Annotated in this window: 27 protein-coding genes; 21 read left to right on the top strand and 6 right to left on the bottom strand. The window is 66.9% G+C overall.

Features of this window, described 5'->3' with window-relative positions:
* Positions 1–5: 5 nt before the first annotated feature.
* Genes V4F39_RS03760 through V4F39_RS03745 form a run of 4 tightly spaced genes read right to left on the bottom strand, consistent with a single transcriptional unit; the run spans position 6 to position 3793 of the window.
* The gene (locus V4F39_RS03760) at positions 6–911 is read right to left on the bottom strand and encodes an ABC transporter permease (RefSeq protein ID WP_332287932.1); all 906 of its coding nucleotides are present in this window, start codon (positions 909–911) and stop codon (positions 6–8) included.
* Positions 908–2098 (bottom strand): ABC transporter substrate-binding protein, encoded by a 1191-nt coding sequence (locus V4F39_RS03755; protein WP_332287930.1) that lies wholly within the window; start codon positions 2096–2098, stop codon positions 908–910. The genes V4F39_RS03760 and V4F39_RS03755 overlap by 4 nt, the downstream gene beginning before the upstream one ends.
* Positions 2095–3060 carry a PQQ-dependent catabolism-associated beta-propeller protein gene (locus V4F39_RS03750; RefSeq protein WP_332287929.1) on the bottom strand — a complete coding sequence of 322 codons (966 nt, stop codon included), beginning with the start codon at positions 3058–3060 and terminating at the stop codon, positions 2095–2097. The genes V4F39_RS03755 and V4F39_RS03750 overlap by 4 nt, the downstream gene beginning before the upstream one ends.
* A gap of 19 nt (positions 3061–3079) precedes the next feature.
* A complete protein-coding gene (locus V4F39_RS03745) occupies positions 3080–3793 on the bottom strand; it encodes an ABC transporter ATP-binding protein (protein WP_332287928.1) in 714 nt (237 codons plus the stop codon).
* A 486-nt stretch (positions 3794–4279) separates the two neighbouring features.
* On the opposite strand from V4F39_RS03745, the gene xoxF reads away from it, so the two are divergent.
* The 11 genes from xoxF to V4F39_RS03690 all read left to right on the top strand — a co-directional run bounded on the left by xoxF (position 4280) and on the right by V4F39_RS03690 (position 14088).
* Positions 4280–6100, top strand: coding sequence for a PQQ-dependent ethylene glycol dehydrogenase XoxF (gene xoxF / locus V4F39_RS03740; RefSeq protein WP_332287927.1), 1821 nt, complete (start codon positions 4280–4282; stop codon positions 6098–6100).
* A gap of 110 nt (positions 6101–6210) precedes the next feature.
* Positions 6211–6603, top strand: a complete 393-nt coding sequence (locus V4F39_RS03735) for a c-type cytochrome (protein WP_332287926.1) — start codon at positions 6211–6213, stop codon at positions 6601–6603.
* An 11-nt stretch (positions 6604–6614) separates the two neighbouring features.
* Complete coding sequence (locus tag V4F39_RS03730; RefSeq protein ID WP_332287924.1) at positions 6615–7505, top strand: quinoprotein dehydrogenase-associated putative ABC transporter substrate-binding protein; 891 nt, start codon at positions 6615–6617, stop codon at positions 7503–7505.
* 43 nt (positions 7506–7548) lie between these two features.
* Positions 7549–8550 carry a trypsin-like peptidase domain-containing protein gene (locus V4F39_RS03725; protein ID WP_332287923.1) on the top strand — a complete coding sequence of 334 codons (1002 nt, stop codon included), beginning with the start codon at positions 7549–7551 and terminating at the stop codon, positions 8548–8550.
* A 34-nt stretch (positions 8551–8584) separates the two neighbouring features.
* Entirely contained in the window at positions 8585–9304 is a 720-nt protein-coding gene (locus tag V4F39_RS03720) for a hypothetical protein (protein ID WP_332287922.1), read from the top strand.
* Between the two features lie 36 nt (positions 9305–9340).
* On the top strand, positions 9341–9706 hold the full coding sequence (locus V4F39_RS03715; RefSeq protein WP_332287921.1) for a hypothetical protein: 366 nt from the start codon (positions 9341–9343) through the stop codon (positions 9704–9706).
* Positions 9707–9719: 13 nt separating this feature from the next.
* Entirely contained in the window at positions 9720–10661 is a 942-nt protein-coding gene (locus tag V4F39_RS03710; protein ID WP_332287920.1) for a quinoprotein relay system zinc metallohydrolase 2, read from the top strand.
* Positions 10658–11497: a quinoprotein dehydrogenase-associated SoxYZ-like carrier gene (locus V4F39_RS03705; RefSeq protein ID WP_332287919.1), complete on the top strand. Its 840-nt coding sequence runs from the start codon at positions 10658–10660 to the stop codon at positions 11495–11497. The genes V4F39_RS03710 and V4F39_RS03705 overlap by 4 nt, the downstream gene beginning before the upstream one ends.
* Positions 11494–12480, top strand: a complete 987-nt coding sequence (locus V4F39_RS03700) for a YncE family protein (RefSeq protein WP_332287918.1) — start codon at positions 11494–11496, stop codon at positions 12478–12480. The genes V4F39_RS03705 and V4F39_RS03700 overlap by 4 nt, the downstream gene beginning before the upstream one ends.
* Positions 12481–12539: 59 nt before the next feature.
* Positions 12540–13100, top strand: coding sequence for an SRPBCC family protein (locus V4F39_RS03695; protein WP_332287917.1), 561 nt, complete (start codon positions 12540–12542; stop codon positions 13098–13100).
* A gap of 16 nt (positions 13101–13116) precedes the next feature.
* On the top strand, positions 13117–14088 hold the full coding sequence (locus tag V4F39_RS03690; protein WP_332287916.1) for an MBL fold metallo-hydrolase: 972 nt from the start codon (positions 13117–13119) through the stop codon (positions 14086–14088).
* A gap of 19 nt (positions 14089–14107) precedes the next feature.
* On the opposite strand, the gene katG is transcribed toward V4F39_RS03690, so the two are convergent.
* A complete protein-coding gene (gene katG / locus V4F39_RS03685) occupies positions 14108–16279 on the bottom strand; it encodes a catalase/peroxidase HPI (RefSeq protein ID WP_332287915.1) in 2172 nt (723 codons plus the stop codon).
* 392 nt (positions 16280–16671) lie between these two features.
* Here katG and V4F39_RS03680 point away from each other — a divergent pair, with 392 nt between their 5' ends.
* A complete protein-coding gene (locus V4F39_RS03680; RefSeq protein WP_332287914.1) occupies positions 16672–16968 on the top strand; it encodes a hypothetical protein in 297 nt (98 codons plus the stop codon).
* 72 nt (positions 16969–17040) lie between these two features.
* Here V4F39_RS03680 and V4F39_RS03675 read toward each other — a convergent pair whose 3' ends face one another.
* The gene (locus V4F39_RS03675) at positions 17041–18042 is read right to left on the bottom strand and encodes a Bug family tripartite tricarboxylate transporter substrate binding protein (protein WP_332287913.1); all 1002 of its coding nucleotides are present in this window, start codon (positions 18040–18042) and stop codon (positions 17041–17043) included.
* 465 nt (positions 18043–18507) lie between these two features.
* Between V4F39_RS03675 and V4F39_RS03670 the strand changes: the two genes are divergently transcribed.
* The 9 genes from V4F39_RS03670 (at position 18508) to V4F39_RS03630 (ending at position 24962) form a co-directional block, all read left to right on the top strand.
* Positions 18508–19002, top strand: a complete 495-nt coding sequence (locus V4F39_RS03670) for a toll/interleukin-1 receptor domain-containing protein (RefSeq protein ID WP_332287912.1) — start codon at positions 18508–18510, stop codon at positions 19000–19002.
* A gap of 8 nt (positions 19003–19010) precedes the next feature.
* Positions 19011–20156: a Thoeris type III anti-phage system protein ThcB4 gene (thcB4, locus tag V4F39_RS03665; RefSeq protein WP_332287911.1), complete on the top strand. Its 1146-nt coding sequence runs from the start codon at positions 19011–19013 to the stop codon at positions 20154–20156.
* A 1-nt stretch (position 20157) separates the two neighbouring features.
* Positions 20158–20751 (top strand): Thoeris type III anti-phage system protein ThcA, encoded by a 594-nt coding sequence (gene thcA / locus V4F39_RS03660; protein WP_332287910.1) that lies wholly within the window; start codon positions 20158–20160, stop codon positions 20749–20751.
* 33 nt (positions 20752–20784) lie between these two features.
* Positions 20785–21159 carry a TIR domain-containing protein gene (locus V4F39_RS03655; protein WP_332287909.1) on the top strand — a complete coding sequence of 125 codons (375 nt, stop codon included), beginning with the start codon at positions 20785–20787 and terminating at the stop codon, positions 21157–21159.
* Positions 21160–21641: 482 nt separating this feature from the next.
* The gene (locus V4F39_RS03650) at positions 21642–22043 is read left to right on the top strand and encodes a hypothetical protein (protein ID WP_332287908.1); all 402 of its coding nucleotides are present in this window, start codon (positions 21642–21644) and stop codon (positions 22041–22043) included.
* 28 nt (positions 22044–22071) lie between these two features.
* Entirely contained in the window at positions 22072–22539 is a 468-nt protein-coding gene (locus V4F39_RS03645; RefSeq protein WP_332287907.1) for a TIR domain-containing protein, read from the top strand.
* A complete protein-coding gene (locus tag V4F39_RS03640) occupies positions 22539–23183 on the top strand; it encodes an Nmad2 family putative nucleotide modification protein (protein WP_332287906.1) in 645 nt (214 codons plus the stop codon). The genes V4F39_RS03645 and V4F39_RS03640 overlap by 1 nt, the downstream gene beginning before the upstream one ends.
* Positions 23176–24300: a nucleoside triphosphate pyrophosphohydrolase family protein gene (locus V4F39_RS03635; RefSeq protein ID WP_378235032.1), complete on the top strand. Its 1125-nt coding sequence runs from the start codon at positions 23176–23178 to the stop codon at positions 24298–24300. The genes V4F39_RS03640 and V4F39_RS03635 overlap by 8 nt, the downstream gene beginning before the upstream one ends.
* Positions 24297–24962, top strand: a complete 666-nt coding sequence (locus tag V4F39_RS03630; RefSeq protein WP_332287904.1) for a uracil-DNA glycosylase — start codon at positions 24297–24299, stop codon at positions 24960–24962. Before V4F39_RS03635 ends, V4F39_RS03630 begins: the two co-directional genes overlap by 4 nt.
* Positions 24963–25002 lie beyond the last annotated feature (40 nt).

The raw sequence follows: 25002 nt of genomic DNA, 5'->3' as shown, positions 1-25002 counted from the left end.
GTTCATCATCCCCGCTTGGCCAGGCCGCCAAAGCCGCGCTGCGGGTCGTAGCCCCAGCAAGCGACGACGAAGAACACCACCAGGCAGCCCACCACCACGTAGGGCGCGAGGCCCGGGTCCTTGCCGTAGAGCGCGAAGCGGATCCACTCGATGGCATGGGTGAAGGGGTTGACGCGGGCGAGCTGGTAGACCCATTCGGCGCCCGACTCCTGCAGCTTCCACAGCGGGTACAGCGCGGTGGACATGAAGTACATCGGGAAGATGACGAAGTTCATCGTGCCGGCGAAGTTCTCCAGCTGCCGGATGTGCACCGACAGCAGCAGCCCCAGCGCGCCCAGCATCAGCGCACCGCACAGCAGCGCGAGCAGCGCATGCAGGCCCGCCCACGACAGCACCGGCAGCGTGGTGCCGACCAGCGCCGCGACGGCCACGAAGGCCAGCGCCTGCAGCACCGACAGCAGCGCCGTCGCGCACAGCTTGGAGAACAGCAGCCACGGCCGAGGCAGCGGCGCGGTCAGCAGCAGCCGCATCAGGCCCATCTCGCGGTCGTACACCATCGCCAGCGACGACTGCATGCCGTTGAACAGCAGCACCATGCCCACCAGCCCCGGCGCGATGTAGACGTCGTAGGGGATGTAGGTGTCGTAGGGCTCGACGATGGCCACGCCGAACACGTTGCGGAAGCCCGCGGCGAACACCGCCAGCCACAGCAGCGGCCGCACCAGCGCCGACACCAGCCGGCCGGTCTGCTGCGAGAACTTGAACAGCTCGCGCAGCACGATGGCCTGCAGCGCCTGCAGCGCGTGGGCGGGGCCGCTGCGGGCGCCGGTGGCGGCGGGCGCGCCGGCGGCGCCCAGCCCGCCCGGCGGGCGCTCGGCGAGGTCGCGGGCGGGGCGGCGGTCGTCGCTCATCGCGCGGCCTTGCACAGCTTCTCGGGCCCGTCGGCGCCGAGGGTGTCGAGCGTGTTGGTGGGATGCAGCAGCCCCTCCACCGGCGCCTGCGCCACCACGCCCTGGCCGTCGGTCAGCAGCAGCGTCTGGCGCAGCTGCCCGTCCCACGGCCGAAAGCCGAGCGGGGTGCCCTTGGAGCCGTCGAGCGAGAGCCCGGGCAGCGCCTGCGTCCAGGCCGCCGCCGCCACGGCCTTGCCCGGCGGCGCGGAGGTCGCCAGCGCCACCAGCGCCTTGCCGGCCATCCACGCCGCCCAGTCGTTCGCGGTCATCGGGCGCTTGGCCGCCTTGGCGAAGCGCCGGGCGACCTGCGGCGCACCGTAGCGCTCGAACTGGGCGTGCCAGCCCAGCGCGACCAGCCCTGCATCGCCCACCACCGGCCGCGGCAGCACGGTGCGGTACGGCAGCGTGCGGGCGAATTCGCCGTCGCTGTCGACCACCCACACCACGTCGTAGGTGCTGCCGGCGGTCAGCAGCAGCGGGTTGGCGAGGTCGCGCTCGCGCGGATCGGCCGAGAGCTTGTACGGCTTGTTCGCCACCAGCTGCAGCCCGTAGCGCTTGAGCGATGCCTGCGCGGCGGCCGCCCGCGCCTGGTCGGCCGCGCCCTGCCCCGCGAGCAGCAACACCTTGCTCCATTTGCGCGACACCAGCAGCTGCGCCAGCGCATCGGTGCGCATGCGCTCGCTCGGCAGCAGGTGGTACAGGCGGGCGCGGCAGTCCTGCTGGCGCAGCCGGTCGTCGGCCGCGCCGATGTTGAGCACCGGCAGCTTCACCGCATCGGCCACCGCCAGCGTCCACGCGGCGGACAGGTCGGTGAGCAGCACGGCGGCGCCCGCCTGCTCCGCCTTCTGGGCGGCGGCGCGGGCGGCCTCGAGCGACGCGGCCTCGGCGGTGTCGAGCGCCACCTCGTGGCCGGCCGCGTCCAGCTCGAAGCGGCCCTCCTCCAGCGCCACGCCCACGCCGTCGGAGGCGGGGCCGGTGGGGTGGCCCAGGTAGGCCCGCTCGACGCGGCTGCGCTCCAGGCGCGGGTCGTCCTGCGGCGCGATCAGCGTGGCCTTGAGCGTGGCGGCGGCTGCCAGCCCCGGCACGGCGGCCGCCGCCAGCAGCGCCGCCAGGCACGCCGCGCGCCTCGGTGGCCGTGCTCCGGTCATTCGACGATCACCAGCCCGTAGGGCACGCGGCCCACCGGGATGCTCTTGAGCGCCTTGGCGCCGGCCACGTCGACGACGGTGACGTCGTCGCTCAGCCCGTTGACGACGTAGAGCCGCTGCTCGGCCTTGTCGAGCGTGACGTTCCAGGCCCGCTTGCCGACCAGCACGAGTTGCGTCACCTTGCGCGACGCCACGTCGACGAACGCGACGTGGTTGGCGCGGCCGAGCGCGACGAAGGCGCGCTTGCCGTCGCGCGTCAGCTGGATGCCGACGGGCGTGATGTCCTCGGTGCGCGCGCCCTTGACCTCGAACTTCAGCGTGCCCACGACGCTGTGGTCGACGGTGGAGACGATGCTGACGGTGGCGTCCAGCTCGTTGGTGACCCACAGCTCCTTGCCGTCGGGCGTGAAGGCCATGCGGCGCGGCCGCTTGCCGGCCTTGATGTTCTTCACCACCTTGGCGCTGGCCACGTCGATCACGTGCACGAGGTTGGCGACCTCGGAGGTGACGTAGAGCGTCTTGCCGTCCGCGCTGACCTTGACGCCCTCCGGCTCGCCGCCGACCTTGACCGACTGCAGCACCTTGCCGGTCGCGAAGTCGATGAAGCTGGCCTCGCCGTCGTCCTCGTTGGAGACGTAGATCGTCTTGCCGTCGGGCGAGAGGTCGAAGGCCTCCGGCTCGTCGCTCAGCGGGATGCGGCGCAGCGACTTGTTAGTCGCCGGGTCGATCAGGTCGGCCGCGTTGCTGTCGGTGCAGGCCACCAGCAGCTTGCGGTCGGGCGTGAGCTGCAGGTGCCGCCCGCGCTTGCAGGTGGGCACCGTGCCCTTGACGGCGAGCGTGCCGAGGTCGATCAGCGTGAGCGCGTCGTCCTTCTCGCTCGACACGTAGGCCGTGCCGTTGGCGAAGGCGCCGCCGCAGGCGGCCAGGAGGGCCAGCGCGGCCAGTCGGGTGGGAAAGTGCATGGGCGTGTCTCCATCGTTGTCATGCCGTGCGCCGGATGAAGCCGGCTTCGAGCGTCGCTTCTCCGAGCGACTGGGCGACCGCCGCCGGCGTGCCGTCGGCGATCAGGGAACCCTTGTGCAGCACCAGCACGCGGTCGGCGGCCTCGGCCTCCTCGACCCAATGCGTGGCCCACAGCACGCAGGTGCCGCGTTCGCGCACGTCGGTGCGCAGCGCGGCCAGCAGGTCGCGGCGCGACTTCGGGTCGAGCCCGACGGTCGCTTCGTCCATCAGCAGCACCGCAGGCTGGTGCAGGCCGGCCCGCACCAGTTCGACCTTGCGGCGGTTGCCGCCCGACAGCTCGCGCACCTTGCGGTCGAGGTCCGGCTCCAGGTTGAGCCGCGCGCAGCCGGCCTCGATGCGCTGCAGCGCCAGGCGCCGCGGCAGGCCGTGCAGGTCGGCCTGGAACAGCAGGTTGCGGCGGATGCTCAGGTCGAGGTCGAGCGAGACCTGCTGGAACACCACGCCGATGTGCCGCAGCGCCGCCGTCGCGGCATGGCGCAGCGAATGGCCGGCCACTTCGGCCTCGCCCTCGTCGGCGGCGAACAGGCCGGTGAGCACCTGGAACAGCGTCGACTTGCCCGCACCGTTGGGCCCCAGCAGCGCGACGAATTGGCCGGCGTGCAATTGCATCGACAGCGATTGCAATGCCGTGTGCTTGCCGTAGCGCTTGGTGAGGCCGTGGGTTCGGAGCATTGGATGGGGGTCTCTCGGTGCATCGTGGCCTGCAACTTCCGCGCCCTGGGCACGGTGCCCGGCCCGCAGAGGGAAGACCTCCCTGCATGAGCAGGGCGCCTGCGCTCATCCTGCAACACTCTGCGCCAAAAAAAGGATCGCGACTGTCGCGAATCGCATCGACGGACACCCAGGTCGCCATGCCATCCGGGCATCGCCAGCGCTCTGCAACTCCCCGTGCTTTCCCTGATGTTGCCCGCCGCGACCGAATTGAATTAGCCGCCACCGGCGGCAATGCAAGGACCAATTAACAGGGTTTCACCTGATGGCCCGCACCCTCCTGCGGCGTTGCCAGGAAAAGTGGCTCGCGGGCCGCACGCCGGCCGCCGCCGGCCGGCATCGATGGGCATGGTTGTTGCGGTCAGCGCTGTCTGCGTATCAGCACCGAAGGGCCTCGGTGGCGGACCTTCGCACAAACACAGACCACCTCCAGAGAAGGAGACATCGATGAAGCTTTCCCGGCAATCAAGCGTATGCCTTGCGCGTCGCTTGGGGCTCGCGCTGTTGGCTCTCCCGGCCTTGGCCTTTGCCAACGCCGACGTGGAGAAGAACATCGCCAACTCCAAGAACTGGGCGATGCAGGCGGGTGACATGTTCAACCAGCGCTACAGCAAGTTGAACCAGATCAACAAGGGCAACGTCGGCAAGATGCAGGTCGCGTGGACCTTCTCCACCGGCGTGCTGCGCGGCCACGAAGGCTCGCCGCTGGTGATCGACGGCACGATGTACCTGCACACGCCGTTCCCCAACAAGGTCTTCGCGCTCGACCTCGAGACGCAGAAGATCAAGTGGAAGTACGAGCCCAAGCAGGATCCGGCCGTGATCCCGCAGATGTGCTGCGACACCGTGAACCGCGGCCTGGCCTACGCCGAGGGCAAGATCATCCTGCAGCAGGCCGACTCGATGCTGGTGGCCCTGGACGCGAACACCGGCAAGCTGCTGTGGAGCACCAAGAACGGCGATCCGAAGCTGGGCGCGGTGAACACCAACGCGCCGCACATCTTCAAGGACAAGGTCATCACCGGCATCTCGGGCGGCGAGTGGGGCGTGCGCGGCTTCATCGCGGCGTACAACCTCGCGGACGGCAAGCTGGCCTGGAAGGGCTACAGCGTGGGCCCCGACGCCGAGATGCTGATGGACCCCGAGAAGACCATGACCTGGACCGACGGCAAGATGGCGCCGGTGGGCAAGGATTCGTCGCTCAAGACCTGGCAGGGCGACCAGTGGAAGATCGGCGGCGGCACCACCTGGGGCTGGTTCAGCTACGACAAGGCCACCAACCTGATGTACTACGGGACCGGCAACCCGTCGACGTGGAACCCGTCGCAGCGCCCGGGCGACAACAAGTGGTCGATGACCATCTTCGCGCGTGACCTGGACACCGGCATGGCCAAGTGGGTCTACCAGATGACCCCGTTCGACGAATGGGACTTCGACGGCGTCAACGAGATGATCCTCGCGGACATCGACGTCAAGGGCAAGCCGACGAAGGCGCTGGTGCACTTCGACCGCAACGGCTTCGCCTACACGATGGACCGGGTGACCGGCGCGCTGCTGGTGGCCGAGAAGTACGACCCGCAGGTGAACTGGGCCACGCACGTCGACATGAAGACGGGCCGCCCGCAGGTGGTGTCGAAGTACTCGACCGCGCAGAACGGGCCCGACGTCAACACCAAGGGCATCTGCCCGGCGGCGCTCGGCTCGAAGGACCAGCAGCCCGCCTCGTACGACCCCGAGACCAAGCTCTTCTACGTGCCGACCAACCACGTCTGCATGGACTACGAGCCGTTCAAGGTCGAGTACACGGCCGGCCAGCCGTACGTGGGGGCGACGCTGTCGATGTACCCCGCGCCGGGCAGCCACGGCGGCATGGGCAACTTCATCACCTGGAACGCCGGCACCGGCAAGATCGTGCAGAGCAAGCCCGAGAAATTCTCGGTGTGGAGCGGCTCGCTCAACACCGCGGGCGGCCTGTCCTGCTACGGCACGCTGGAGGGCTACCTGAAGTGCGTCGACAAGAACGACATCAAGAAGGAGTTGTTCAAGTTCAAGACGCCCTCCGGGATCATCGGCAACGTGTTCTCGTATGAGTTCAAGGGCAAGCAGTACATCGGGGTGTTCTCGGGCATTGGCGGCTGGGCCGGCATCGGCATGGCGGCAGGCCTCGAGAAGGACCAGGATGGCCTGGGCGCCGTGGGCGGCTACCGGGAACTGTCCCAGTACACCGAACTGGGCGGATCGCTGACAGTGTTCGCGCTGCCCAACTGATCGATCGACAGCGACTGCGGAAGTTTGAATGGGTGGGGGGGCCGGTATCCGCCGGGCCAACGGCGGGTCCGCCCCTCTTTTTTTCTCCGGATCCTAGGGATGGAAAAGACATGAAGTTGAAGTTGAAGCAGCTGCTGGCCCTGGTGGCGTGCGCGGGCGGCACGGTGGTCGGCGCGGCGCAGGACAAGCTCTACACGGTGGTCGACGGCACGAAGGTCGACGCGAAGACGATGGACGGCTTCCGGGCCTGGCGCGCCGCCGCCTGCGACCGCTGCCACGGCGCGAACCAGGAAGGCATGGTCGGGCCCTCGCTGATCGCCAGCCTGAAGACGCTCAGCAAGGACGAGTTCGTGAAGACCGTGCGCGACGGCCGGCTCGACAAGGGCATGCAGAGCTTCGGCAACAACGAGATGGTCATGAAGAACATCGACAACCTGTACGCCTACCTCAAGGGCCGCTCCGACGGCGCCATCACGCAGGCCAAGGTCTCCCCCCTTCCCTGAGGACACCCCGCATGACCCACCGCACACCCGTGCTGCGCCCGGCCCTGGCCGCGCTCGTGATGGCGGTGCTCGGCTCGGCGGCCTGCGCGCAGCAGGCCCCGGCGGGCGCCGCCGAGGCGCCCGCGCCGCGCAAGGCGCTGCGCGTGTGCCAGGACCCGAACAACCTGCCCTTCTCCAACACGAAGGGCGAAGGCATCGAGAACCGCATCGCGGAGCTGTTCGGCCGCTCGCTCGGGCTGCCGGTCACCTACTACTCGTTCCCCAACCGCATGGCCTTCATCCGCAACACGCTGCGCATGAAGGTGCCGGGGCAGGATTACCCCTGCGACATCGTGATGGGCGTGCCGGTCGGCTTCGACCAGGGCGTCTCCATCACGAAGCCGTACTACCGCTCCACCTACGCGCTGGTGCTGCCGCGCGGCAAGGGGCTCGACGCCGTGCAGACCGCGGACGACTTCCTCAAGCTGCCGCCCGAGCGGCTGAAGTCGCTGCGCATCGGCATCTACGACCGTTCGCCCGCCACCGAGTGGCTGAAGAAGCACGGCCTGATCGACCAGGGCGTGCCCTACAAGATGATGAACGCCGACCCGGCGCAGTACCCGGGCGAGATCATCGAGAAGGAGCTGGCCGCCGGGGCCATCGACGCGGCCATCGTCTGGGGCCCCATCGCCGGCTACTACGCGCAGCGCGTGCGCCAGCCCGCGCTCGCGGTGCTGCCGCTGGCCTCCGAGGACGGCGTGCAGTTCGACTACGAGATGGCCATGGGCGTGCGCTACGGCGAACGCGAATGGAAGCAGCAGATCGAAGGGCTCATCGCCGCCAAGCAGGCCGACATCCAGGCCATCCTGAAGGAGTTCGGTGTTCCGCTGCTCGATCCCGCCCCGGGCGACCGGCGCAACTGAGCGCCCGCGCGCCCCGCTCGCGGCCGCCCGCCGGCGTGCCGGGATGCTGGCCTGCGCGCTGGCGCTGCTGCCGGCCGCGGCACCGGCCTCCACGCTCGACCGGGCCGGGCTGATCCGGCTCAGCGCCAGCGTGGTCAGGGTCGAGGCGGCGCGGGCGCAGGGCGGCTACTCGCTGGGCTCCGGCGTGGTCGTCGGGCCCGGCAAGGTGGCGACCAACTGCCACGTCACGCGCGAGGGGCGCACGATCCACGTCGTGCGCGGGGGGCAGCGCTGGCCCGCCGACGGCCAGGCGAGCGACCCGCACCACGACCTGTGCGTGCTCTCGGTGCCGCTGCTGGAGGCACCCGCGGTGCCGCTCGGCGACACCCATGCGCTGCAGCCGGGCGAGCGGGTCAGCGCGGTGGGCTTCACCGGCGGCATGGGCCTGCAGCACAGCGCCGGCAAGGTGGTGGCCCGGCACCGCCTCGACAGCGCGGAGGTGATCCAGAGCACCAACTGGTTCAACTCCGGCGCCAGCGGCGGCGGCCTGTTCGACGGGTCGCAGCGGCTGGTGGGCATCCTCACCTTCCGGCTGCGCGGCAGCCATGCCCACTACTACGCGGCCTCCGTCGAGTGGCTGCAGCCGCTGCTGGACGACGGCGCGCTGCGCAGCGTGCAGCCGCTCACCGGCAGCGAGGCGCCGTTCTGGGAGCAGCCGCTGCCCGACCAGCCCCGCTTCCTGCAGGCCGCCGTCTACGAGCGCGAGCAGCGCTGGGAAGACCTCGACGCGCTCGCCACCGCCTGGGCCGAGGAAGACACCACCGACGCGCAGCCCTGGGTCGTGCGCGGCCTGGCGCAGCAGGAGCTCGGCCGGTGGCCCGCCGCGCAGGCCTCGCTCGAACAGGCGCTGGCGATCGAACCCGCCTCGCGCAGCGCGCTGCTGCGCCTGGGGCTGCTGCATGCGGCGCAGGGCCGCATCGACAGCGCCCGGGCGCTGCTGCTGCGGCTGCAGCGCCTGCACTCCGAACTCGCGGCCGAACTGGGCCGTGCGATCGAGGGCCGCTGAGCCTTCGCCCCTCACCGCAGGACAGGCCCGCACCATGCCACGCCCGAACCCGCCCGACCGCCGCGGCGCCGATGCCGGCCGCCGCCGGCTGCTGGCCCTGGCGGCGCTCGCGGCCGCGGCGCCGCTGGCCCGCGGCCAGGCGAGCGCTGCGTACTCGCCCGCCGAGCAGGCCCTGTTCGTGCGGCCGCACCTGAGCGGCCTGCGGCCGGGGCAGGCGCTCGGCTACCACTTCCGCCACGGCGGCTCGATGGAGCCCGGCTTCGAGGACCAGGTGACGATCCGGCTGGGCCCCGCGGCCGACGGCCGCTGCTGCAGCGCCCGCGGCGAGTTCCTCACCGGCGCGCGCGCGCTGATGCTGCCCGACCTGCCCTCGGCCACCAGCAACCCGGTGATCCTGTACTTCCTCGAGCGCGACGTGCGCGAGATGCAGCGCCTGACGCGCGGGCAGCAGAACCACTTCCGCAAGCGCATCCGCGTCGCGCTGGCCGACCACGCGCAGGTGCGCGAGCTCGCGCTGCGCTACCGGGGCCAGGCCGTCGGCGGCAGCGAGATCACCGTGTCGCCCTACCTCGACGACCCCCACCGCGCGCGCTTCGAGCGCCTGGCCGGCAAGCGCTACCGCTTCGTGCTGAGCGAGGCGGTGCCGGGCGGTGTGGCGGCGATGTCCACCACCGTGGCCGATGCCGCCGCCGGCACGCCGCTGATCGAGGACACCCTCACGCTGGAGGGCGCGGAGCCCCCGCCACCGGCCTAGCGTTTTCCACCCCCGCACGACCCACGAGAACGAGACATGAAGCAGCACCTCCCCTCCCTGCTCCTGGCGGCCCTGGCCGGCGGCGCCAGCGGCCTGGCCCAGGCCAATGACTACCCCACCGCCGAGCGGGTGCTCTACGTGCAGGAATGCGTGGCCACGCACCCGGGGCCGCAGTACGAGATGGTCAGCAAGTGCTCCTGCGCGCTCGACGCGCTGGCGCGCGAGCTGAAGTACGACGACTACGTCGAGCTGAGCACCGCGAGCAAGGCCACCACGATCGGCGGCGAGCGCGGCAGCTACATCCGCGAGGCCCCGGCCCTGCAGAAGGAGGCCCGGCGCTACCGCGAGCTGCAGTCCAAGGCCGAGAAGGGCTGCTTCCTCGGGGCCGCCGTGCCCCGCTGAGCCGGCACCGGCCATGACGCTGCAGGCCGCCGCACCGCTCGCCCGGGCCCTCGTGGCCGGCTGCGCGCTCGCCGCGCTGCAGGCCGCGGGCGCGGTCGAGCCGCTGCCCGTGCGGCAGCTGGCACAGGGCGTCTTCGTGCACGCCGGGCAGGTCGACGACTGGCTGCCGCGCAACGGGGGCGACGTGGCCAACCTCGGCTTCGTGGTCGGCAGCCGCTGCGTCGCGGTGATCGACAGCGGCGGCACGCCGGCGCTGGGCGAGGCGCTGCGCGCCGCGGTGGCGCAGGCCACGCCGCTGCCGGTGTGCTACGTGATCAACACCCACATGCACCCGGACCACGTGCTCGGCAACGCCGCGTTCCGCGGCGCGGGGGCGCGCTTCGTCGGCCACGCCCGCCTGGCCGCCTCGCTCGCGGCGCGCGAGCCCTACTACCGGCAGGCGCTGCAGCGCACCTTCGGCCGCACGATGCCGGCCGAGGACATCGTCCCCCCCGACCTGCCGGTGGCCGGCCGCCTGGAGCTCGACCTCGGCGGCCGCGTGCTGCAGCTCGACGCCTGGCCCACCGCGCACACCGACAACGACCTCACGGTATACGACCGCCGCACGCGCACGCTGTTCCTGTCGGACCTGCTCTTCATCGGCCACCTGCCGGTGATCGACGGCAGCCTGAACGGCTGGCTCAAGGCGCTGGACGCGCTGTCCGCGCTGGACGTGGCGCTCGCCGTGCCCGGCCACGGCGCGCCGACGGCCGACTGGCCCGCCGCGCTGGCGCCGCAGCGCCGCTACCTGGAGGCGGTGCGCAGCGAGACACGCGCGGCCCTCAAGGCGGGGCTGCCGCTGTCGCAGGCGGTCGACCGCATCGGGCTCGATGCGGCGGCGCCCTGGCAGCTCGTCGACACCTTCCACCGCCGCAACGTCACCGCGGCCTATGCCGAACTGGAGTGGGAAGAATGAACCGCGGCCTGCACCACCTGCTCGTCGCCGTTGCGCTGGCGCTCGCCGCGTCTGCCGCTGCGGCCGCCCCCACCTCCGTCGAGGGCCAGCCCGATGCCAGCCCCCACTGGCTGAAGATCCGCAGCAGCCTCTTCGCCCAGCGGGAGATCACCCCCGCCGGCAGCGAGTTGCTGACGCTCGAGATGCCGGTGCGCGCGGAAGACGCCGCCGTGGTGCCCATCGCCGTGCGCACCCGGCTGCCCCAGGGCGCGGCTCCGTACGTCGAGAAGCTCTACCTGGTGATCGACAACAACCCCTCGCCGATCGCCGCGGTGTTCAGCTTCACGCCCGGCAGCGGGCAGGCCGACATCGAGACCCGCGTGCGCATCGACGAATACACCCACGTTCGCGCGATCGCGCAGATGAGCGACGGCCGGCTGCTGATGGCCACGCGCTGGGTCAAGGCCTCGGGCGGCTGCAGCGCCCCGCCGGGCAAGGACCCGCAGGCCGCGCAGGCCAGCCTGGGCAAGATGCGCCTGCGGGTGGAGGGCGAGCCCGCCCCCGGCCGGCCGGTGCTGGCGCAGCTGATGGTGAGCCACCCCAACAGCTCGGGGCTGGCGATGGACCAGTTGACGCGCCACTACGTCCCCGCGCACTTCGTGCGGCGCATCGACATCAGCTACGCGGGCCGGCCGGTGCTCTCGGCCGACCTCGACATCTCGATCAGCGAGAACCCGAACCTGCGCTTCTGGTTCATTCCGCAGGAGGCGGGGGGCGAGCTGAAGGCCCAGGTGGTCGACAACCGCGACCTGCAGTTCGAGAGCAGCCTGCGGCTGCAGCCGGCGCGCGGATCGTGAGGCGCCGTGCACCGGGGCCTGCGCGGTGGCTCGCGCTGCTGCTGCTGGCCCTGCCCGGCGCAGCGGCCACGGCCGCGCCGCTGGCGTGGATCACCAACCAGGGCAGCCACGACGTCTCGGTGATCGACTTGGCCACGCAGCGCGTGATCGACACGGTGCCGGTGGGCCGCTCACCCGCCGGCGTGGTGGCGGCGGTGCGCGCGGGCAAGGTCTTCGTCAGCAACCCCGACAGCCAGACCGTCTCGGTGATCGACATGGCCACGCGCCGGGTGGCCGCGACGCTGCCGGCGGGCAGCGGGCCGGTGGGCATCGACGCCTCCCCCGACGGCACGCGGCTCTACGTGGCCGACTGGTTCGCGCAGCAGCTGCTGGCCTACGACGCCGGCAGCGGCCGCCTGGTGGGCCGCGTGGCCGTGGGCCGCGCCCCGGCGGGCGTGGCGGTGCATGCGGACGGGCGCACGGTGTTCGTCGCCGAGCGCGACGACAACACGGTGGCGCTGGTGGATGCGGCCACGCTGGCGGTGCGCGCGCGGGTGGCGGTGGGCGACCATCCCTTCGCGCTGCTGCACGACGCGGCCCGCGACCGGCTCTATGCACTCAACGTGCAGAGCGACGACCTCACCGTGATCGACACCCGCGGCGCCGCCACCCGCCCGCCCGAGGTGCTGGCGACGGTGAAGACCGGCAAGGCGCCCTACGGCGCGGCGCTGGCCGACGGCGGCGCGCTGCTCTACGTGACCAACCAGCATGCCGACAGCGTCAGCGTGATCGACGCCGCCACGCTGCAGCCGCTGCGCACGCTCGGCGGCTTCGGCTACCCCGAGGGCATCGCCGCGCACGGCGACCGGGTCTACGTCGTCAACTGGATGGACGACCGGCTCAGCGTGCTGGACGCCCGCAGCGGCCGCACGCTGCACACCATCGCCACCGGCCAGGGGCCGCGCGGCTTCGGCGCGTTCATCGGCGCGCCGGCCGCGCCCTGAGCCCGGCCCGATCCCCGATTCCCGATTTCCCAACGACAACCCCCAAGGAGACCCGACGCATGCCGATGACCCCACCCGCCCCCCCGCTGCGCCGCGGTGCGCTGCTCGCCGCCGCCTCGGCCCTGCTGGGCCTGGCCGCCCTGCCCGCCGCGGCGCACGGCCCCACGCGCCAGAAGGTGGTCGAGACCATCGCCATCGATGCCCCGGCCGACGCCGTGTGGGCGCGCATCCGCGACTTCGCCGCGCTGAAGGACTGGCACCCGGCGGTGGCCGAGAGCCCGGCCGACCGGGGCAACACGCCGGGCTCGGTGCGCACGCTGAAGCTCAAGGACGGCGGCCAGCTCGTCGAGACGCTGGAGGCCTACAACGAGGCGCAAAAGAAATACAGCTACCGCGCCAAGGACGGGGGCGCGCTGCCGGTGACCAACTACACCTCGACGATCAGCGTGGCGGCAGCCGGCGACCAGAAGTCCACCGTCGAGTGGCGCGGCGCCTTCTACCGCGGGCACCCCAACAACGATCCGCCGCCGGACCGCAACGACGAAGCCGCCGTGGCCGCCGTCACCGGCGTCTACCAGGCCGGGCTGCGGCACCTGAAGCAGATCGCCGAAACAAAATGACCGGGCACGCCTTGCCATGAAGCTGCGCGGCGGCCTCGCCCACGCGGCCGCCGCCGGGCTGCTGGGGCTGGCGCTGCTGCTCGCGGGCTGCGCGCAGGGCGGCGCGCCGCGCATCGACGCCGAGCTGCGGGCGGTGCCGGTGGCGCCGGGCGTGTACCTGCTGCCGGGCGTGCCCGGCGAGGCCGACCGGCGCACGCTGGGCCGCATCGGCAATGCCGGCTTCATCGTCGGCCCCCACGGCGTGCTCGCCATCGACGCGGGCACCTCGACGCTGCACGGCCGGGCGCTGCTGCGCGCGATCCGCCGCACCACGCCGCTGCCGGTGCGGGCGGTGCTGCTGACGCAGACCAAGCCCGACTTCCTCTTCGGCGCGCTGGCCTTCCGCGAGGCCGGCATTCCGGTGCTGATGCACCGCGAGGCCGCTGCGCTGATGGCGGCGCGCTGCCGCGTCTGCCTGGAGCGGCTGCGGCGCGACGTGGGCGAAGCGGCGATGGCCGGCACCGAGCTGTTCGTGCCCGACGAACTCTTCGACCAGGCCCACGTGCTCGACCGCACCGGCCGGCCGGCGCAGGTGCTGTACTTCGGCCACAGCAGCGGGCCGGGCGACGTTGCTGTGCTCGATCCGGCGACGGGCGTGCTGTTTGCGGGCGGGCTGCTCGACGAGCGCCGCATCCCCGACCTGCACGACGCCGACCTGCCCGGCTGGCACGGCGCGCTGGCCGCGCTGCGGGCGCTGCCCGGCGTGCGCGGGGTGGTGCCGGGCCACGGGCCGCCGGCGACGCCGGCGGTGATCGACGCGGTGGAAAGCTACCTGTCGCAGTTGGAAGACCGCGTGCAGGTGTTGCTCGACGAGCATGCGCCGCTGAGCGAGGTGGCCGACCGCGCGGCGCTGCCGGGCTACGCGGGGTGGGATGGCTACCCGGGCCTGCATCGGCGCAATGCGGCCACGCTGTTTTTGCGCCGGGAGCAGGAGGCGTTTGGGCGGTGAGGGGCCAGCGCAGGCAGCGCTACGCGTGATACTTCGCGTAGCTCAAGTCGAACCGGTCTGCATTCATGACCTTGGTCCATGCGGCGACGAAGTCCTGGACGAACTTCTGCTCGCCGCCCTTTTGTGCGTAGACCTCGGCGACCGCGCGCAGCTCGGCATTGGAGCCGAAGACGAGATCGGCGCGCGTCGCGCGCCAGGTTTCCTTGCCTTCCTTGCGGTCGCTGGCGACGAACTCCCAGTCGTTGTCCTGGCTCGCCTTCCAGACGTTGGTCATGTCGAGCAGGTTGACGAAGAAGTCATTGGTCAGCTGGCCCGCGCGCTTGGTGAAGTGGCCGTGGCCGCGCTCGCCGTGGTTGGCGCCGAGCACGCGCAGGCCGCCGATCAGCACCGTCATCTCGGGCAGCGACAGGCCCAGCAGGCTGGCCCGGTCGAGCATGATCTCCTCGACCTTCACCGCCAGCTTCTTCTTGCCGACGTAGTTGCGGAAAGCGTCGGCCTCGGGCTCCATCACGTCGAAGCTCGCGGCGTCGGTCTGCTCCTGCGTGGCGTCGCCGCGGCCGCCGGTGAAGGGCACCTCGCACGACTGGCCGGCGTCCGTGATCGCCTTCTCGAGGGCGACCACGCCGCCCAGGACGATCGCATCGGCCAGGCTCATCGAGCCCCGCAGACCGTCGAGCGTGCCGATCACCTTGGCGAGCATCGCGGGCTCGTTGACCTCCCAGTCCTTCTGCGGGGCCAGCGCCACGCGCGCACCGTTGGCGCCGCCGCGGAAATCGGACTTGCGGTAGGTCGAGGCCGAGGCCCAGGCGGTCTTGACGAGCTGGCTGACCGTCAGGCCGCTGGCGGCGATCTTCGCCTTGACCGCGGCGACCTCGCTTTCCGAAGGTTGCTTGCCGGCGGGAATCGGGTCCTGCCAGATCAGGTCTTCCTTCGGCACCTCCGGCCCGAGGTAGCGGATCTTGGGGCCCATGTCGCGGTGCGTCAGCTTGAACCAGGCCCGTGCGAACGCGTCCTTGAAGGCGGCGTGATCGTTGCGAAACTTTTCAGAGATCTTGCGGTAGGCCGGGTCGCGCTTGAGCTGCATGTCGGCGGTGGTCATCATCGTCGGGACCTTCTTCGACGGGTCCCAGGCCGCCGGGGCCAAGTCTTCTTCCTTCGGGTTGATCGGGGTCCACTGGTGCGCGCCCGCCGGGCTCTTGACCAGCTCGTAGTCGTAGTCCAGCAGCAGCCGGAAGTAGTTCTCGCTCCAGCGGTTGGGCGTGTTGGTCCACGAGCCTTCGAGGCCGCTGGTGACCGTGTGCTCGCCGATGCCGCCATGGTCCTGGTTCGAGACCCAGCCGAAGCCCAGCGCGGCGATGTCACCACCCGCCGGCGCCTGGCCCAGCGTGGACGGGTCGCCATTGCCGTGGCACTTGCCGAAGGTGTGCCCGCCGGCGGTCAGCGCGACGGTTTCCTCGTCGTCCATCGCCATGCGCTTGAAGGTCTCCTTCATGTCGCGCGCCATGCCGGCGTCGTCGTGTGGGTTGCCCTGCGGGCCCTCCGGATTCACGTAGATCAGGCCCATCTGGATCGCGGCCAGCGGGCCCTCGATCTGCTGCATGCCGTGTTCGGGCGAGATGCGGGTCTGGACGCCCTGGTTGACCCACTTGTCCTCAGAACCCCAGTAGATGTCTCGCTCGGGCTCGAAGACGTCGGGCCGGCCGCCGCCGAAGCCGAAGGTGGGCCCGCCCATGCTTTCGATCGCGACGTTGCCCGCCAGGATCATCAGGTCGGCCCACGAGATGTTCTGGCCGTACTTCTGCTTGATCGGCCACAGCAGGCGGCGCGCCTTGTCGAGGTTGCCATTGTCCGGCCAGCTGTCCAGCGGGGCGAAGCGCTGCTGCCCGCTGTTGGCGCCGCCGCGGCCGTCGGCTGTGCGGTAGGTGCCCGCTGCGTGCCAGGCCATGCGGATGAAGAAGCCGCCGTAGTGCCCGTAGTCCGCCGGCCACCACGGCTGGCTGTCGGTCATCAAGGCCTTGAGGTCGGCCTTCAGCGCAGGGTAGTCGAGCGCATTGAACGCCGCCGCGTAGTCGAAATCCGCGCCCAATGGGTTGCTCGCACCATTCGGGTTGAGGATCTCGGTGGGCAGCATCTCCGGCCACCAGTCCTTGTTGGTGCGGCCCAGCAGCGACCTCGTATCACCATGCTGCATGGGGCAACCGCCCAAGGTTCCCGTCTTTGCGTCCATCATCGATCTCCTCAGTTAATGTCTCGAAGCCGCGACGGTCGTCGCACTGTCTTCTCGGGCCGCCTGCACGCGCTCGTTCACGTCGAAACGCCAAGCGCCGTTCGAGATCGGCCTGCGAGCGGCAGGGCGTCGGGACCCATACCGACACAGTCATCATGCGTAAGCGGAGACCGACCGCTATTGAAGTTCTTCATGTCCGTCATTGGCGCCGTATATGCGCGGGGGCGGGCAAGCTGTTGCACCACGCGCCGGGTCGATGCATCCACCGCGCGATTCGGGTTCACACCGGTTCCGTGACGCACACCGCGGTGCACTATCGGCGCCGTCGACCCAGCGGCATCGCGACAGGAGGCGACATGGACGATCTCGACCGACTGCCCTGCATCAAGCAAGGCCTGTGGTTCTACGGCGGCGTCACCTGTTGCCATGTGCGCATCGTGCGCGACCAGATGCTGCACGGCAGCCACGACGCCGACGACCCGCCCGAGCTGGCGCTCGATCGGATGATGGACTGCTTCTACGTGCGCTACGACCTGCCGCATGCCCCACGCCAGCCTGCCGACTGGCACGACGGCGGCGCTGCGCTGTCTCTGCGCGAAGCCGTGTTCCTGGCCGAGCGGCGGCTGGGCCCGTCGATCCATTGGAACGATTGAGCGCCCGGCACGAAGTGGCCATGCCGACGCACATGGGGTCGGCAAGTGGATGTGCGGGCTGGGCGCCGACCCCTATTGCGGCACCAGGCCCGCGGCCTTCACCAGTTCGGCGTGCAGCTTGATGTCGTGCGCGATCAGTTGCTGCAGCTCCTCGGGCGTGCTCGTGGCCACCTCGATGCCGCTCTCGGCCAGCTTGGCGCGGAGTTCGGCATCGAACGCCGTGGACACGGCCCGGTTGAGCTGGTCGATGATGGCGCGCGGCGTCTTGGCCGGGGCCAGCAGCGCCATCCACGCGGAGAGGTGGAGGTCGGCCACGCCGGCCTCGGCCATGGTGGGCACCTGGGGCAAGGTGGGGGAGCGCTTCGGGCTCATCACGCCGAGCGCCTGCAACCGGCCCGTCTGCACGAACGAGACCGCCTCGGGCATCACCGCGAACATCACGTCCACCTGCCCGCCGATCGTGTCGTTGATGGCCAGCGAGCCGCCGCGGTACGGCACGTGCAGCAGCTTGGTCTGGGTGCGCGACTCGAACATCAGGCCGGCCAGGTGCTGCGGGCTGCCGTCGCCCGACGAGGCGTAGGTGACGGTGCCCGGCGCGGCGCGGGCCGCGGACACCAGTGCGGCAACGGTCGGGAATTTCTGGCGGTCCTTCACGACCAGCACCATCGGCTGGTTCACCAGGCGCGAGATGGGCGCGAAGTCGGCTTCCGGGTCGTAGGGCAGCTTCTTGAAGACGCTCTTGTTGGTCGTCAGGAACGACGCCGGCGACACCGTGAGCGTGTAGCCGTCGGGCGCGGCACGCGCGACCGCCGGCATGCCGATCTGCCCGGAGCCGCCGCCGCGGTTGTCGACGATCCAGGGCTGGCCGCTGGCGGTCTGCAGGCGCTGCGCGAGGGCGCGGGCGATCATGTCGACGCTGCCGCCGGCGGGCAGGGCGACGATGAGCTTGGTGAGTTGGTCGGGGTATTTGGCTTGGGCCCACGCGGGCAGCGCGGCGGGCAAGGTGCTGGCGGCGGCCAAGGAGCCGATCCAGCGCATCGCCTCGCGGCGGGACAGGGTGTTGGGCTTGTTCATGCGGACGTCTCCTGGTGGCTGGCTCCCAAAGGAGCGGCTAGCAGGCTCTGTGCCATCTGGCGCTGCTCGGCCCATTGACAGCGTCGGCTTGACCAGCATCGACCACCTCGCAGGAGACGATCGGCTAAGCGCTTAGTGACGGCGCGGCGATGAGGAAAATCCCATCAGCACCAGCACACAGGCAAGCTGGCAGATCTCGGCAACAGCGGCTATACCAGCGTCGCAACAGTTGGGGCGCTTAGGAGGATTGCGGCTGCGACTCGGTCTGCGGCGTGAGAGAGCCTTCTGGAGGCGATAAGCGACCAAGGCTAAGCCTAAATAGAGATCGATCCGGTCTGAGAACCGATCCGACTTCATGCAAATATTGACATCAGAGATGCCGCCGCGGCCGGTAACTGATAGAAACATGGCACTGCCTGCGTGTGCAGCTCCGGTCTTCTTAAACGACTCGCGGACATATACCCCATGCCAATTTCTCAGGCAGACCTTCGCAACGCAGCGAACCAAGCAGGCGCTCAAACGAGAGTCGCAAAAAGGGCCGACCAGAGGACGGCATTTCTCTGCCACAGCCACCATGACCACGAGCTTGCGTTAGGTCTACAAGCCCTCCTTCGTCAACAAGGACTAGATCTCTACATTGACTGGCAAGACTCGACCATGCCGCCTGAGCCAAACGCCGAAACTGCGAAACAACTGCGTCGGCGCATCATGAACTCCGAGTGGTTCCTATTCCTCGCAACGGCCAACTCTACAGCGTCACGCTGGTGCCCATGGGAGCTCGGCTACGCCGACGGCAAGATGCCCAACGAGAAAATCGTCATCGTGCCGACCCGCGATAGTCAGAAGACTCACGGTAACGAATACCTGCAGCTCTATCGAACGATTGAAACGGACAGCGTTGGAGGCCTCAGCATATTCAACCCCAACACCAAGTCCGGCTATCGCGTCAGCAGCATCTGACTTGCGCCATGCCAGTACCTCTCTACCAGTGTCTGATCTTCGGCAAGCCGACACTGCAGCAGTTCGAAGCCCTGAACGCCACCATCATGAAGTCGATGGAGGACTTCGGCCTCAAGCTTGGCGATCACTTCACCATCACTGATGGATATGGCGATCACTTCGTCGAAACGACGCCGGCCGTAGCACTGTTCTTCGGTGCCCCTGGTGCCACGTTCCCTGAGCACGCCAACCTTCTTCGGCTAAGCATCCCGGTCATTCCCCTGGTAAGCCACCTGCACAACGTCAGCGCTGAGCTCCCGGAATGCCTCTGGCCCATCAATGCCCTCGCCTTGAATACAGGCGATAGCAACTTGGTCAAACCCGCCGGTTCGGCGCTCCAGTGCCTCGGCCTGCTGCCTGCTCAGCGTCGTGTCTTTGTAAGCTATCGGCGCAGCGATTCTCGCGACGCCGCTGTTCAGCTATTTGAAGAGCTGTCCGCCAGGCAGTTCGACGTATTCCTCGACACCCATTCTGTCGGTGTTGCCAAGAACTTTCAGGCCATGCTGTGGCACCGCCTATGCGACTCCGACGTAGTCGTGATGCTCGACACCCCTGGCTTCTTTGACAGCCGCTGGACTCGCGCCGAGTGGGGTAGAGCCACGGACAAGCACATCTCTATGCTGCAGGTGCTTTGGCCAGGACACAAGCCATCGCGCTTCAGCGCCCTGGCCACGCCCCTGCAGCTTGACGAAGACGATCTGGTTGACAAATGCTTCACCGACGCCGTCGTCGAAGCTATCGCACTGCGAGTTGAGGTTCTCCGAAGCAAGAGCGTGGCCGTGCGCCACGCCAACATAGCTGGGCATCTACGCAGCTCCATCGAGCGCCTGGGCGGCAAAGTGGAAGGTGTTGGCCAGCGGCGAACAATCTTGCTCAACATGCCCTCTGGTGCGCCTCTTGTTGCGCATCCCAGCGTGGGCGTGCCGACGGCCGTCACGTTGCATGAAGCCGTCCGCGAGGGGGACGAACGGCCCGCAGTCGTCGTCTATGACCACGTCGGCCTATCCGATGACTGGATGACCCATCTCGAATGGCTTGGCACCAACTTCAAGCCTGTGAAGTGGATTAGGAGCCGTCAAGCAGGCTGGGACCTGTCTGAGCTCGAAGGCATCTGACATGGGAGCAATCTTCATGTCGGCCAGCGTGCCTCTTCCAGGGCGCGCTCCCTTCGACCAAGACTGCGAGCCACAGATGATCCAGTCGGCCGTCAGCGCCTTGGCGACCGTCGCGCTCGGTCGCAAGACTCTCGTATGGGGCGGACACCCCGCAATCACCCCGATGCTCTGGGCTTCTGCTCAAGACCTGGGCGTGCAATACGCCACCGCCGTTCGCCTCTTCCAGACAAAGTTCATTCCCACAGAGGACTTCCCAGAAGAGAACAAACACTTCGCGAATGTGACGTACGTCGAGGCGGTCGACGGCGACTGCACGAAGAGCCTGCTGGCCATGCGCGTGGCAATGCTTCAGTCGACCAAGTTTGATGCCGCGGTTTTCATCGGCGGCATGGACGGCATCATCGACGAGCACGCTCTATTCAGTCAGATGCATGCCAATGCCAGATGCATTGTCATCGGAAACACTGGGGGAGCAGCCCGGAGTTTGGCAGCATCGCTCAACTACACAGTCCCGGCGGACATCGGACCGCTTGATTTCATAAGCCTCCTTTACCGCGAACTCGACATTTCACCCCTCGACAAGCGGCACAGTTAAGCCGGTTAGTGCGAGTTTTTTATCCTGCATCTGATGGCCAAACGAGTTTTCTTCAGTTTCCACTATCAGGACGTCATCGACTTTCGGGCGAACACAGTTCGCAACCACTGGATGACAAAGTCGGACCGCGAAGAGGCTGGGTTCTTCGACGCATCCGTGTGGGAAGAATCCGAAAAGAAGGGCGACCAGGCACTCAAGCGGCTTATTAACGGAGCCCTATACAACACGAGCAACACCTGTGTGCTCGTCGGCTCGCAGACCTATCTGAGACCCTGGGTCCGCTACGAAATCATGAAGAGCTTTACTCGCGGCAACCATCTTCTAGGCGTCCATATCAATTGCATAAAGGGCAAGGATCAGAAACTCAAAGCCCTTGGCCCCAATCCATTTCCGAAGACGGCCAAGTAGGCACCCTCCACGAGGTGATTAAAGGGGAGTGGGTCAAGTACGAGAAGATCGATGGCTCAGCAAACTTCAGTGTCAATGTGCGACCCGAGCACAAAGGCAAAGGCTTCAAGCTATCGCGCTTTTTCAAGCTGCACGACTGGGTTGAACATAATGGCTATGAACGCTTCACCACTTGGTTGAATTAGTTGTAACAGACAGCTATGGAACACTCAGAGACATCCAGACTCAGAAAATTTTCCCATAACCATCAGCACTTATCTGATTGCATTTTTACTAGTCAGACCTATCAGGTCAGTGACACAGATAATATTTCTTCAGCAAATGACAACGACTCTGAAGCAATTATATGTGGAGGCTTATCCGCTATCGTTGAATCAAGTCTCAGATGTTCGGCCGTAAGTGCGCCGTCATCTTTGTTGGTCATCTAGTAGATGTCGTCTTGGACTACAGCGGCCGCTACCGTTGCAGGTCGATAGAGCGTCATGGAAAACAAGCTCAAGCACCTGGAGTTCCTCCAAGGGGCCGTCAACAGAATGGCGAGCAACTTATTTCTACTCAAGGGCTGGACCATCACGCTAATAGCAGGCCTCTTCGCACTCTCAGCCAAGGATGCCAACGCGGCGTATGTGCTCGTAGCGTTTTTCCCCGCGCTGGTCTTCTGGATTCTGGACGGCTACTTTCTCTCTCAGGAGAGGCGCTTTCGCGCGTTGTACGACGAAGTCCGCAAGCTGCCGGAGGATCAAATTGATTTTTCAATGGATACCAGACCGTTCAAGCGCGAATATCGGAATACGTGGATTGGCGCGATGTTTTCCAGAACGCTGCTGATTTATTACGGCATGCTGGTGACTTTCATGGTCGCTCTAACGTTCGTCCTGAGATAAAAACCCGGATCAAGGATGAGATTGAAATATGACCAAGCAAAAGAATGTTTTTATTAGCCATGTACATGCGGATGATCATGGACTAGGAAAGCTGAAAAATCTTCTCAAGCCTCAGGGCGTTGAGATCCGTGACTCTTCTATACACACTGGAAAATTCAACAATGCAAAAGATCCCGCCTACATAAAGACGCAAATCCTTGCTCCCGCTATTAATTGGGCTGGCGTATTCATCTGCTACGTATCCCCAAAGACCAAAAGCAGCGATTGGGTCAACTGGGAAATTGAGTACGCGGCGAAACAGGGCAAGCGGATCGTCGGCATCTGGGCGCATGGCGAAAAGGAGTGCGAGCTACCGGCGGCGTTGAAGGAGCATGCCGATGCGCTCGTTGGATGGAACAGTGGCGCGATCGTGGATGCCATCAACGGCAAAGACCAGTTTGAGACTCCCGATGGTGGCCCCTGTGCGGTCGTTCCGATCAAGCGACACCCCTGCTGATGGCAACCGCCCTGCACTCATACGTAGTCCGCTACGACAGTGGATTTGCGCCAAACCCCTTCTTTGACTACTGCACGCTGGCCACATGCAAACCCAAGATCCGGGCTGCCGCCAAGGTCGGGGATTGGATCCTCGGCAGCGGAAGCACGTCGGCCGATCCGGGTCAGGCGGGCCGACTGGTGTATGCCATGCGTGTCGAGGAAGTGCTGTCATGGGATCAGTACAGCGCGGATCCTCGATTTATCAGGAAGCGGCCCTTCCGGCGCGGAAGCAGGAAGCTGACTTGCGGCGACAACATCTACTTCCGGAAAAGCCCCACGGCTCCTTGGCAGCAACGCGACTCTTTCCACAGCTACTCTGACGGCAGCATTGATGCAAAGCACTTGGGTATCGACACTGGCGTTGACCGGGTCCTCGTGAGTCAGCAGTATCTCTATCTCGGTGGTGAGGGGCCCGCGATCCCAGATATCCGTGATGCGAGGGGACGTCCGCTCTGCAAAATAGGGATCGGTCACTCGAAGTTTCAAGACCCGCAGCTAATCGACTCATTCGTCGCATGGCTACATTCCCTGCGAATGACCGGGTTCAAAGGTGTACCGTATGAATGGCTCAGTTTGCGACCAAAAGAATCATATGGTGACTGAATCCATAGCGCTGTCAGCGTACGCAAGAGAAATCGCCCCCACTGATATTCTCGACCCGACAGATCTTCGCCCTGTTCTGCTGGGCCTCTACGGAGAAGTAGGCGGAATTATGTCGGCCGCCAAAAAGCACAAGCGTGACCCAGCCAGTTTTCCTGGCTATGAGCGCGCGGCACGCGAGGAGTTTGGTGATGCGCTTTGGTACTTGGCAGCGCTGTGCCGACGCCTTTCGATCGACTTGGAAGGTCTCTTTGCGGAGGCGTCATCGGGTGACGGGTACCGTTTAGTCAGCATTGCGAGTGATCTCGCGGGAGGCGCCTGCGCAAGTGCCTTTCTCCCGACATCCACTGCAGATCTGGACGCTAGGCTCTTCAAGTTGGGGCGTTCGGCTGCTGCCCTGCTTGTCAGTAAACCTGAACGAACGATGCTTGTTGGGCTTGCGAGCGACTACCTAGAGGCTCTTCATGGAACCGGCCTCTCATTCGCCAATGTTGTTCGTTTCAACCTAGCAAAGGCTAGGGGTGCATTTCTGGAGCCGAATTCCACTCAACTCAGAGACTTCGATGCAGATTTTGACTCTGAGGAACAGTTGCCTCGCGCATTCGCGATTCGCGTTAGCCAGCGGCCAAGCGGCAAGACTTACTTACAGTGGAACGGCGTCTTCGTAGGCGACCCACTAACCGACAACATCGGCGATCCCGATGGTTATCGATTCCACGATGTGTTCCATCTTGCAAACGCCGCCGTTCTACATTGGTCACCTGTTATGCGTGCGCTTATCAAGCACAAGCGTAAGAGCAAGCCCAGTTACGACGAGGCCCAGGATGGAGGGCGCGCGATCGTCGTCGAAGAGGGCGTGACAGCCTGGATCTTCAGCCAGGCCAAGGAACTAGACTTCTTTGATAATCAGAAGAGCGTGTCCCTAGGTCTCCTCAAGTCAATCGGCGACTTCGTGAAAGGCTTCGAGGTCGATACGTGCCCCCTTAAGCTATGGGAGAGGTCCATACTTCAGGGTTATGAAGTGTTTCGGAATATCCGTAAGGCCGAAGGTGGTTGGATCGTTGGCAATCGAGAGGAGCGGACTGTGACTTACAAGCCACCTGAGTGGAGACCTATGTGAAGCTGAAGTGCCACCCCTTTGTTGATGCCGTCGCCGCTCTTCGGTTCGAAAACTGCTTCAACCCTTACATTGATCGCTGCAAGGTGCACGACGTGCCCGACGCACCGCATCGTCGTGCTGCAATGCTCTCCGCATTGATCGAAAAGGCTACCCTTGCCCCAGTCGATGCGATTTGGATCGGCCGTGACCTGGGCTACCGGGGTGGTCGAAGGACGGGGCTGGCGCTCACTGACGACGTCCACATGCTGCGCCACGGGCAGCGTTGGGATGTGCCGCTCGAGAAGCCAACAAAAGGGGACGCCGTGGCCGAACGTACCGCCTCGGTGATCTGGGACGTGCTCGACCTAATCGAGGATCGAGTCTTTCTGTGGAACGTCTTCCCACTGCATCCCCATGAGGCTGGGGATCCATTCACCAACCGCACCCATAACGCCAGGGAGCGGCGGGCGGGTCAGGAACTCCTGAGTGTGCTTGTTGATCTGCTTAAACCGCGCAGGGTGGTTGCGATCGGCAACAACGCTGCGCAGGCTGCCGAACGCTTGGACCTTTCTAAGGTACCAGTGATCAAGGTTCGCCACCCAAGCTACGGTGGCCAAGCAGATTTCCTACGGGAGATCGCAATTCTCTACAAGCTACCCCGCAAGCAGCCGGCGCTCTTCTGACCGGCGATGTTAGCCAACGACTGAGAGCCTGCAGTGCTCT

Origin of the sequence: Aquincola agrisoli (assembly GCF_036621135.1) — a bacterium.
Taxonomy (GTDB): Bacteria; Pseudomonadota; Gammaproteobacteria; order Burkholderiales; family Burkholderiaceae_C; genus Aquincola; species Aquincola agrisoli.
The sequence above is the reverse complement of the archived record's forward strand: the minus strand, read 5'-3'. Positions and strand labels throughout refer to the sequence as shown.

Bases quoted from the DNA above. Each gene is read 5' to 3' on its own strand.
- V4F39_RS03760 (WP_332287932.1), bottom strand. From the start codon at position 911: ATGAGCGACGACCGCCGCCCCGCCCGCGACCTCGCCGAGCGCCCGCCG.
- V4F39_RS03755 (WP_332287930.1), bottom strand. From the start codon at position 2,098: ATGACCGGAGCACGGCCACCGAGGCGCGCGGCGTGCCTGGCGGCGCTG.
- V4F39_RS03750 (WP_332287929.1), bottom strand. From the start codon at position 3,060: ATGCACTTTCCCACCCGACTGGCCGCGCTGGCCCTCCTGGCCGCCTGC.
- V4F39_RS03745 (WP_332287928.1), bottom strand. From the start codon at position 3,793: ATGCTCCGAACCCACGGCCTCACCAAGCGCTACGGCAAGCACACGGCA.
- xoxF (WP_332287927.1), top strand. From the start codon at position 4,280: ATGAAGCTTTCCCGGCAATCAAGCGTATGCCTTGCGCGTCGCTTGGGG.
- V4F39_RS03735 (WP_332287926.1), top strand. From the start codon at position 6,211: ATGAAGTTGAAGTTGAAGCAGCTGCTGGCCCTGGTGGCGTGCGCGGGC.
- V4F39_RS03730 (WP_332287924.1), top strand. From the start codon at position 6,615: ATGACCCACCGCACACCCGTGCTGCGCCCGGCCCTGGCCGCGCTCGTG.
- V4F39_RS03725 (WP_332287923.1), top strand. From the start codon at position 7,549: ATGCTGGCCTGCGCGCTGGCGCTGCTGCCGGCCGCGGCACCGGCCTCC.
- V4F39_RS03720 (WP_332287922.1), top strand. From the start codon at position 8,585: ATGCCACGCCCGAACCCGCCCGACCGCCGCGGCGCCGATGCCGGCCGC.
- V4F39_RS03715 (WP_332287921.1), top strand. From the start codon at position 9,341: ATGAAGCAGCACCTCCCCTCCCTGCTCCTGGCGGCCCTGGCCGGCGGC.
- V4F39_RS03710 (WP_332287920.1), top strand. From the start codon at position 9,720: ATGACGCTGCAGGCCGCCGCACCGCTCGCCCGGGCCCTCGTGGCCGGC.
- V4F39_RS03705 (WP_332287919.1), top strand. From the start codon at position 10,658: ATGAACCGCGGCCTGCACCACCTGCTCGTCGCCGTTGCGCTGGCGCTC.
- V4F39_RS03695 (WP_332287917.1), top strand. From the start codon at position 12,540: ATGCCGATGACCCCACCCGCCCCCCCGCTGCGCCGCGGTGCGCTGCTC.
- V4F39_RS03690 (WP_332287916.1), top strand. From the start codon at position 13,117: ATGAAGCTGCGCGGCGGCCTCGCCCACGCGGCCGCCGCCGGGCTGCTG.
- katG (WP_332287915.1), bottom strand. From the start codon at position 16,279: ATGCAGCATGGTGATACGAGGTCGCTGCTGGGCCGCACCAACAAGGAC.
- V4F39_RS03680 (WP_332287914.1), top strand. From the start codon at position 16,672: ATGGACGATCTCGACCGACTGCCCTGCATCAAGCAAGGCCTGTGGTTC.
- V4F39_RS03675 (WP_332287913.1), bottom strand. From the start codon at position 18,042: ATGAACAAGCCCAACACCCTGTCCCGCCGCGAGGCGATGCGCTGGATC.
- V4F39_RS03670 (WP_332287912.1), top strand. From the start codon at position 18,508: ATGCCAATTTCTCAGGCAGACCTTCGCAACGCAGCGAACCAAGCAGGC.
- thcB4 (WP_332287911.1), top strand. From the start codon at position 19,011: ATGCCAGTACCTCTCTACCAGTGTCTGATCTTCGGCAAGCCGACACTG.
- thcA (WP_332287910.1), top strand. From the start codon at position 20,158: ATGGGAGCAATCTTCATGTCGGCCAGCGTGCCTCTTCCAGGGCGCGCT.
- V4F39_RS03655 (WP_332287909.1), top strand. From the start codon at position 20,785: ATGGCCAAACGAGTTTTCTTCAGTTTCCACTATCAGGACGTCATCGAC.
- V4F39_RS03650 (WP_332287908.1), top strand. From the start codon at position 21,642: ATGGAAAACAAGCTCAAGCACCTGGAGTTCCTCCAAGGGGCCGTCAAC.
- V4F39_RS03645 (WP_332287907.1), top strand. From the start codon at position 22,072: ATGACCAAGCAAAAGAATGTTTTTATTAGCCATGTACATGCGGATGAT.
- V4F39_RS03640 (WP_332287906.1), top strand. From the start codon at position 22,539: ATGGCAACCGCCCTGCACTCATACGTAGTCCGCTACGACAGTGGATTT.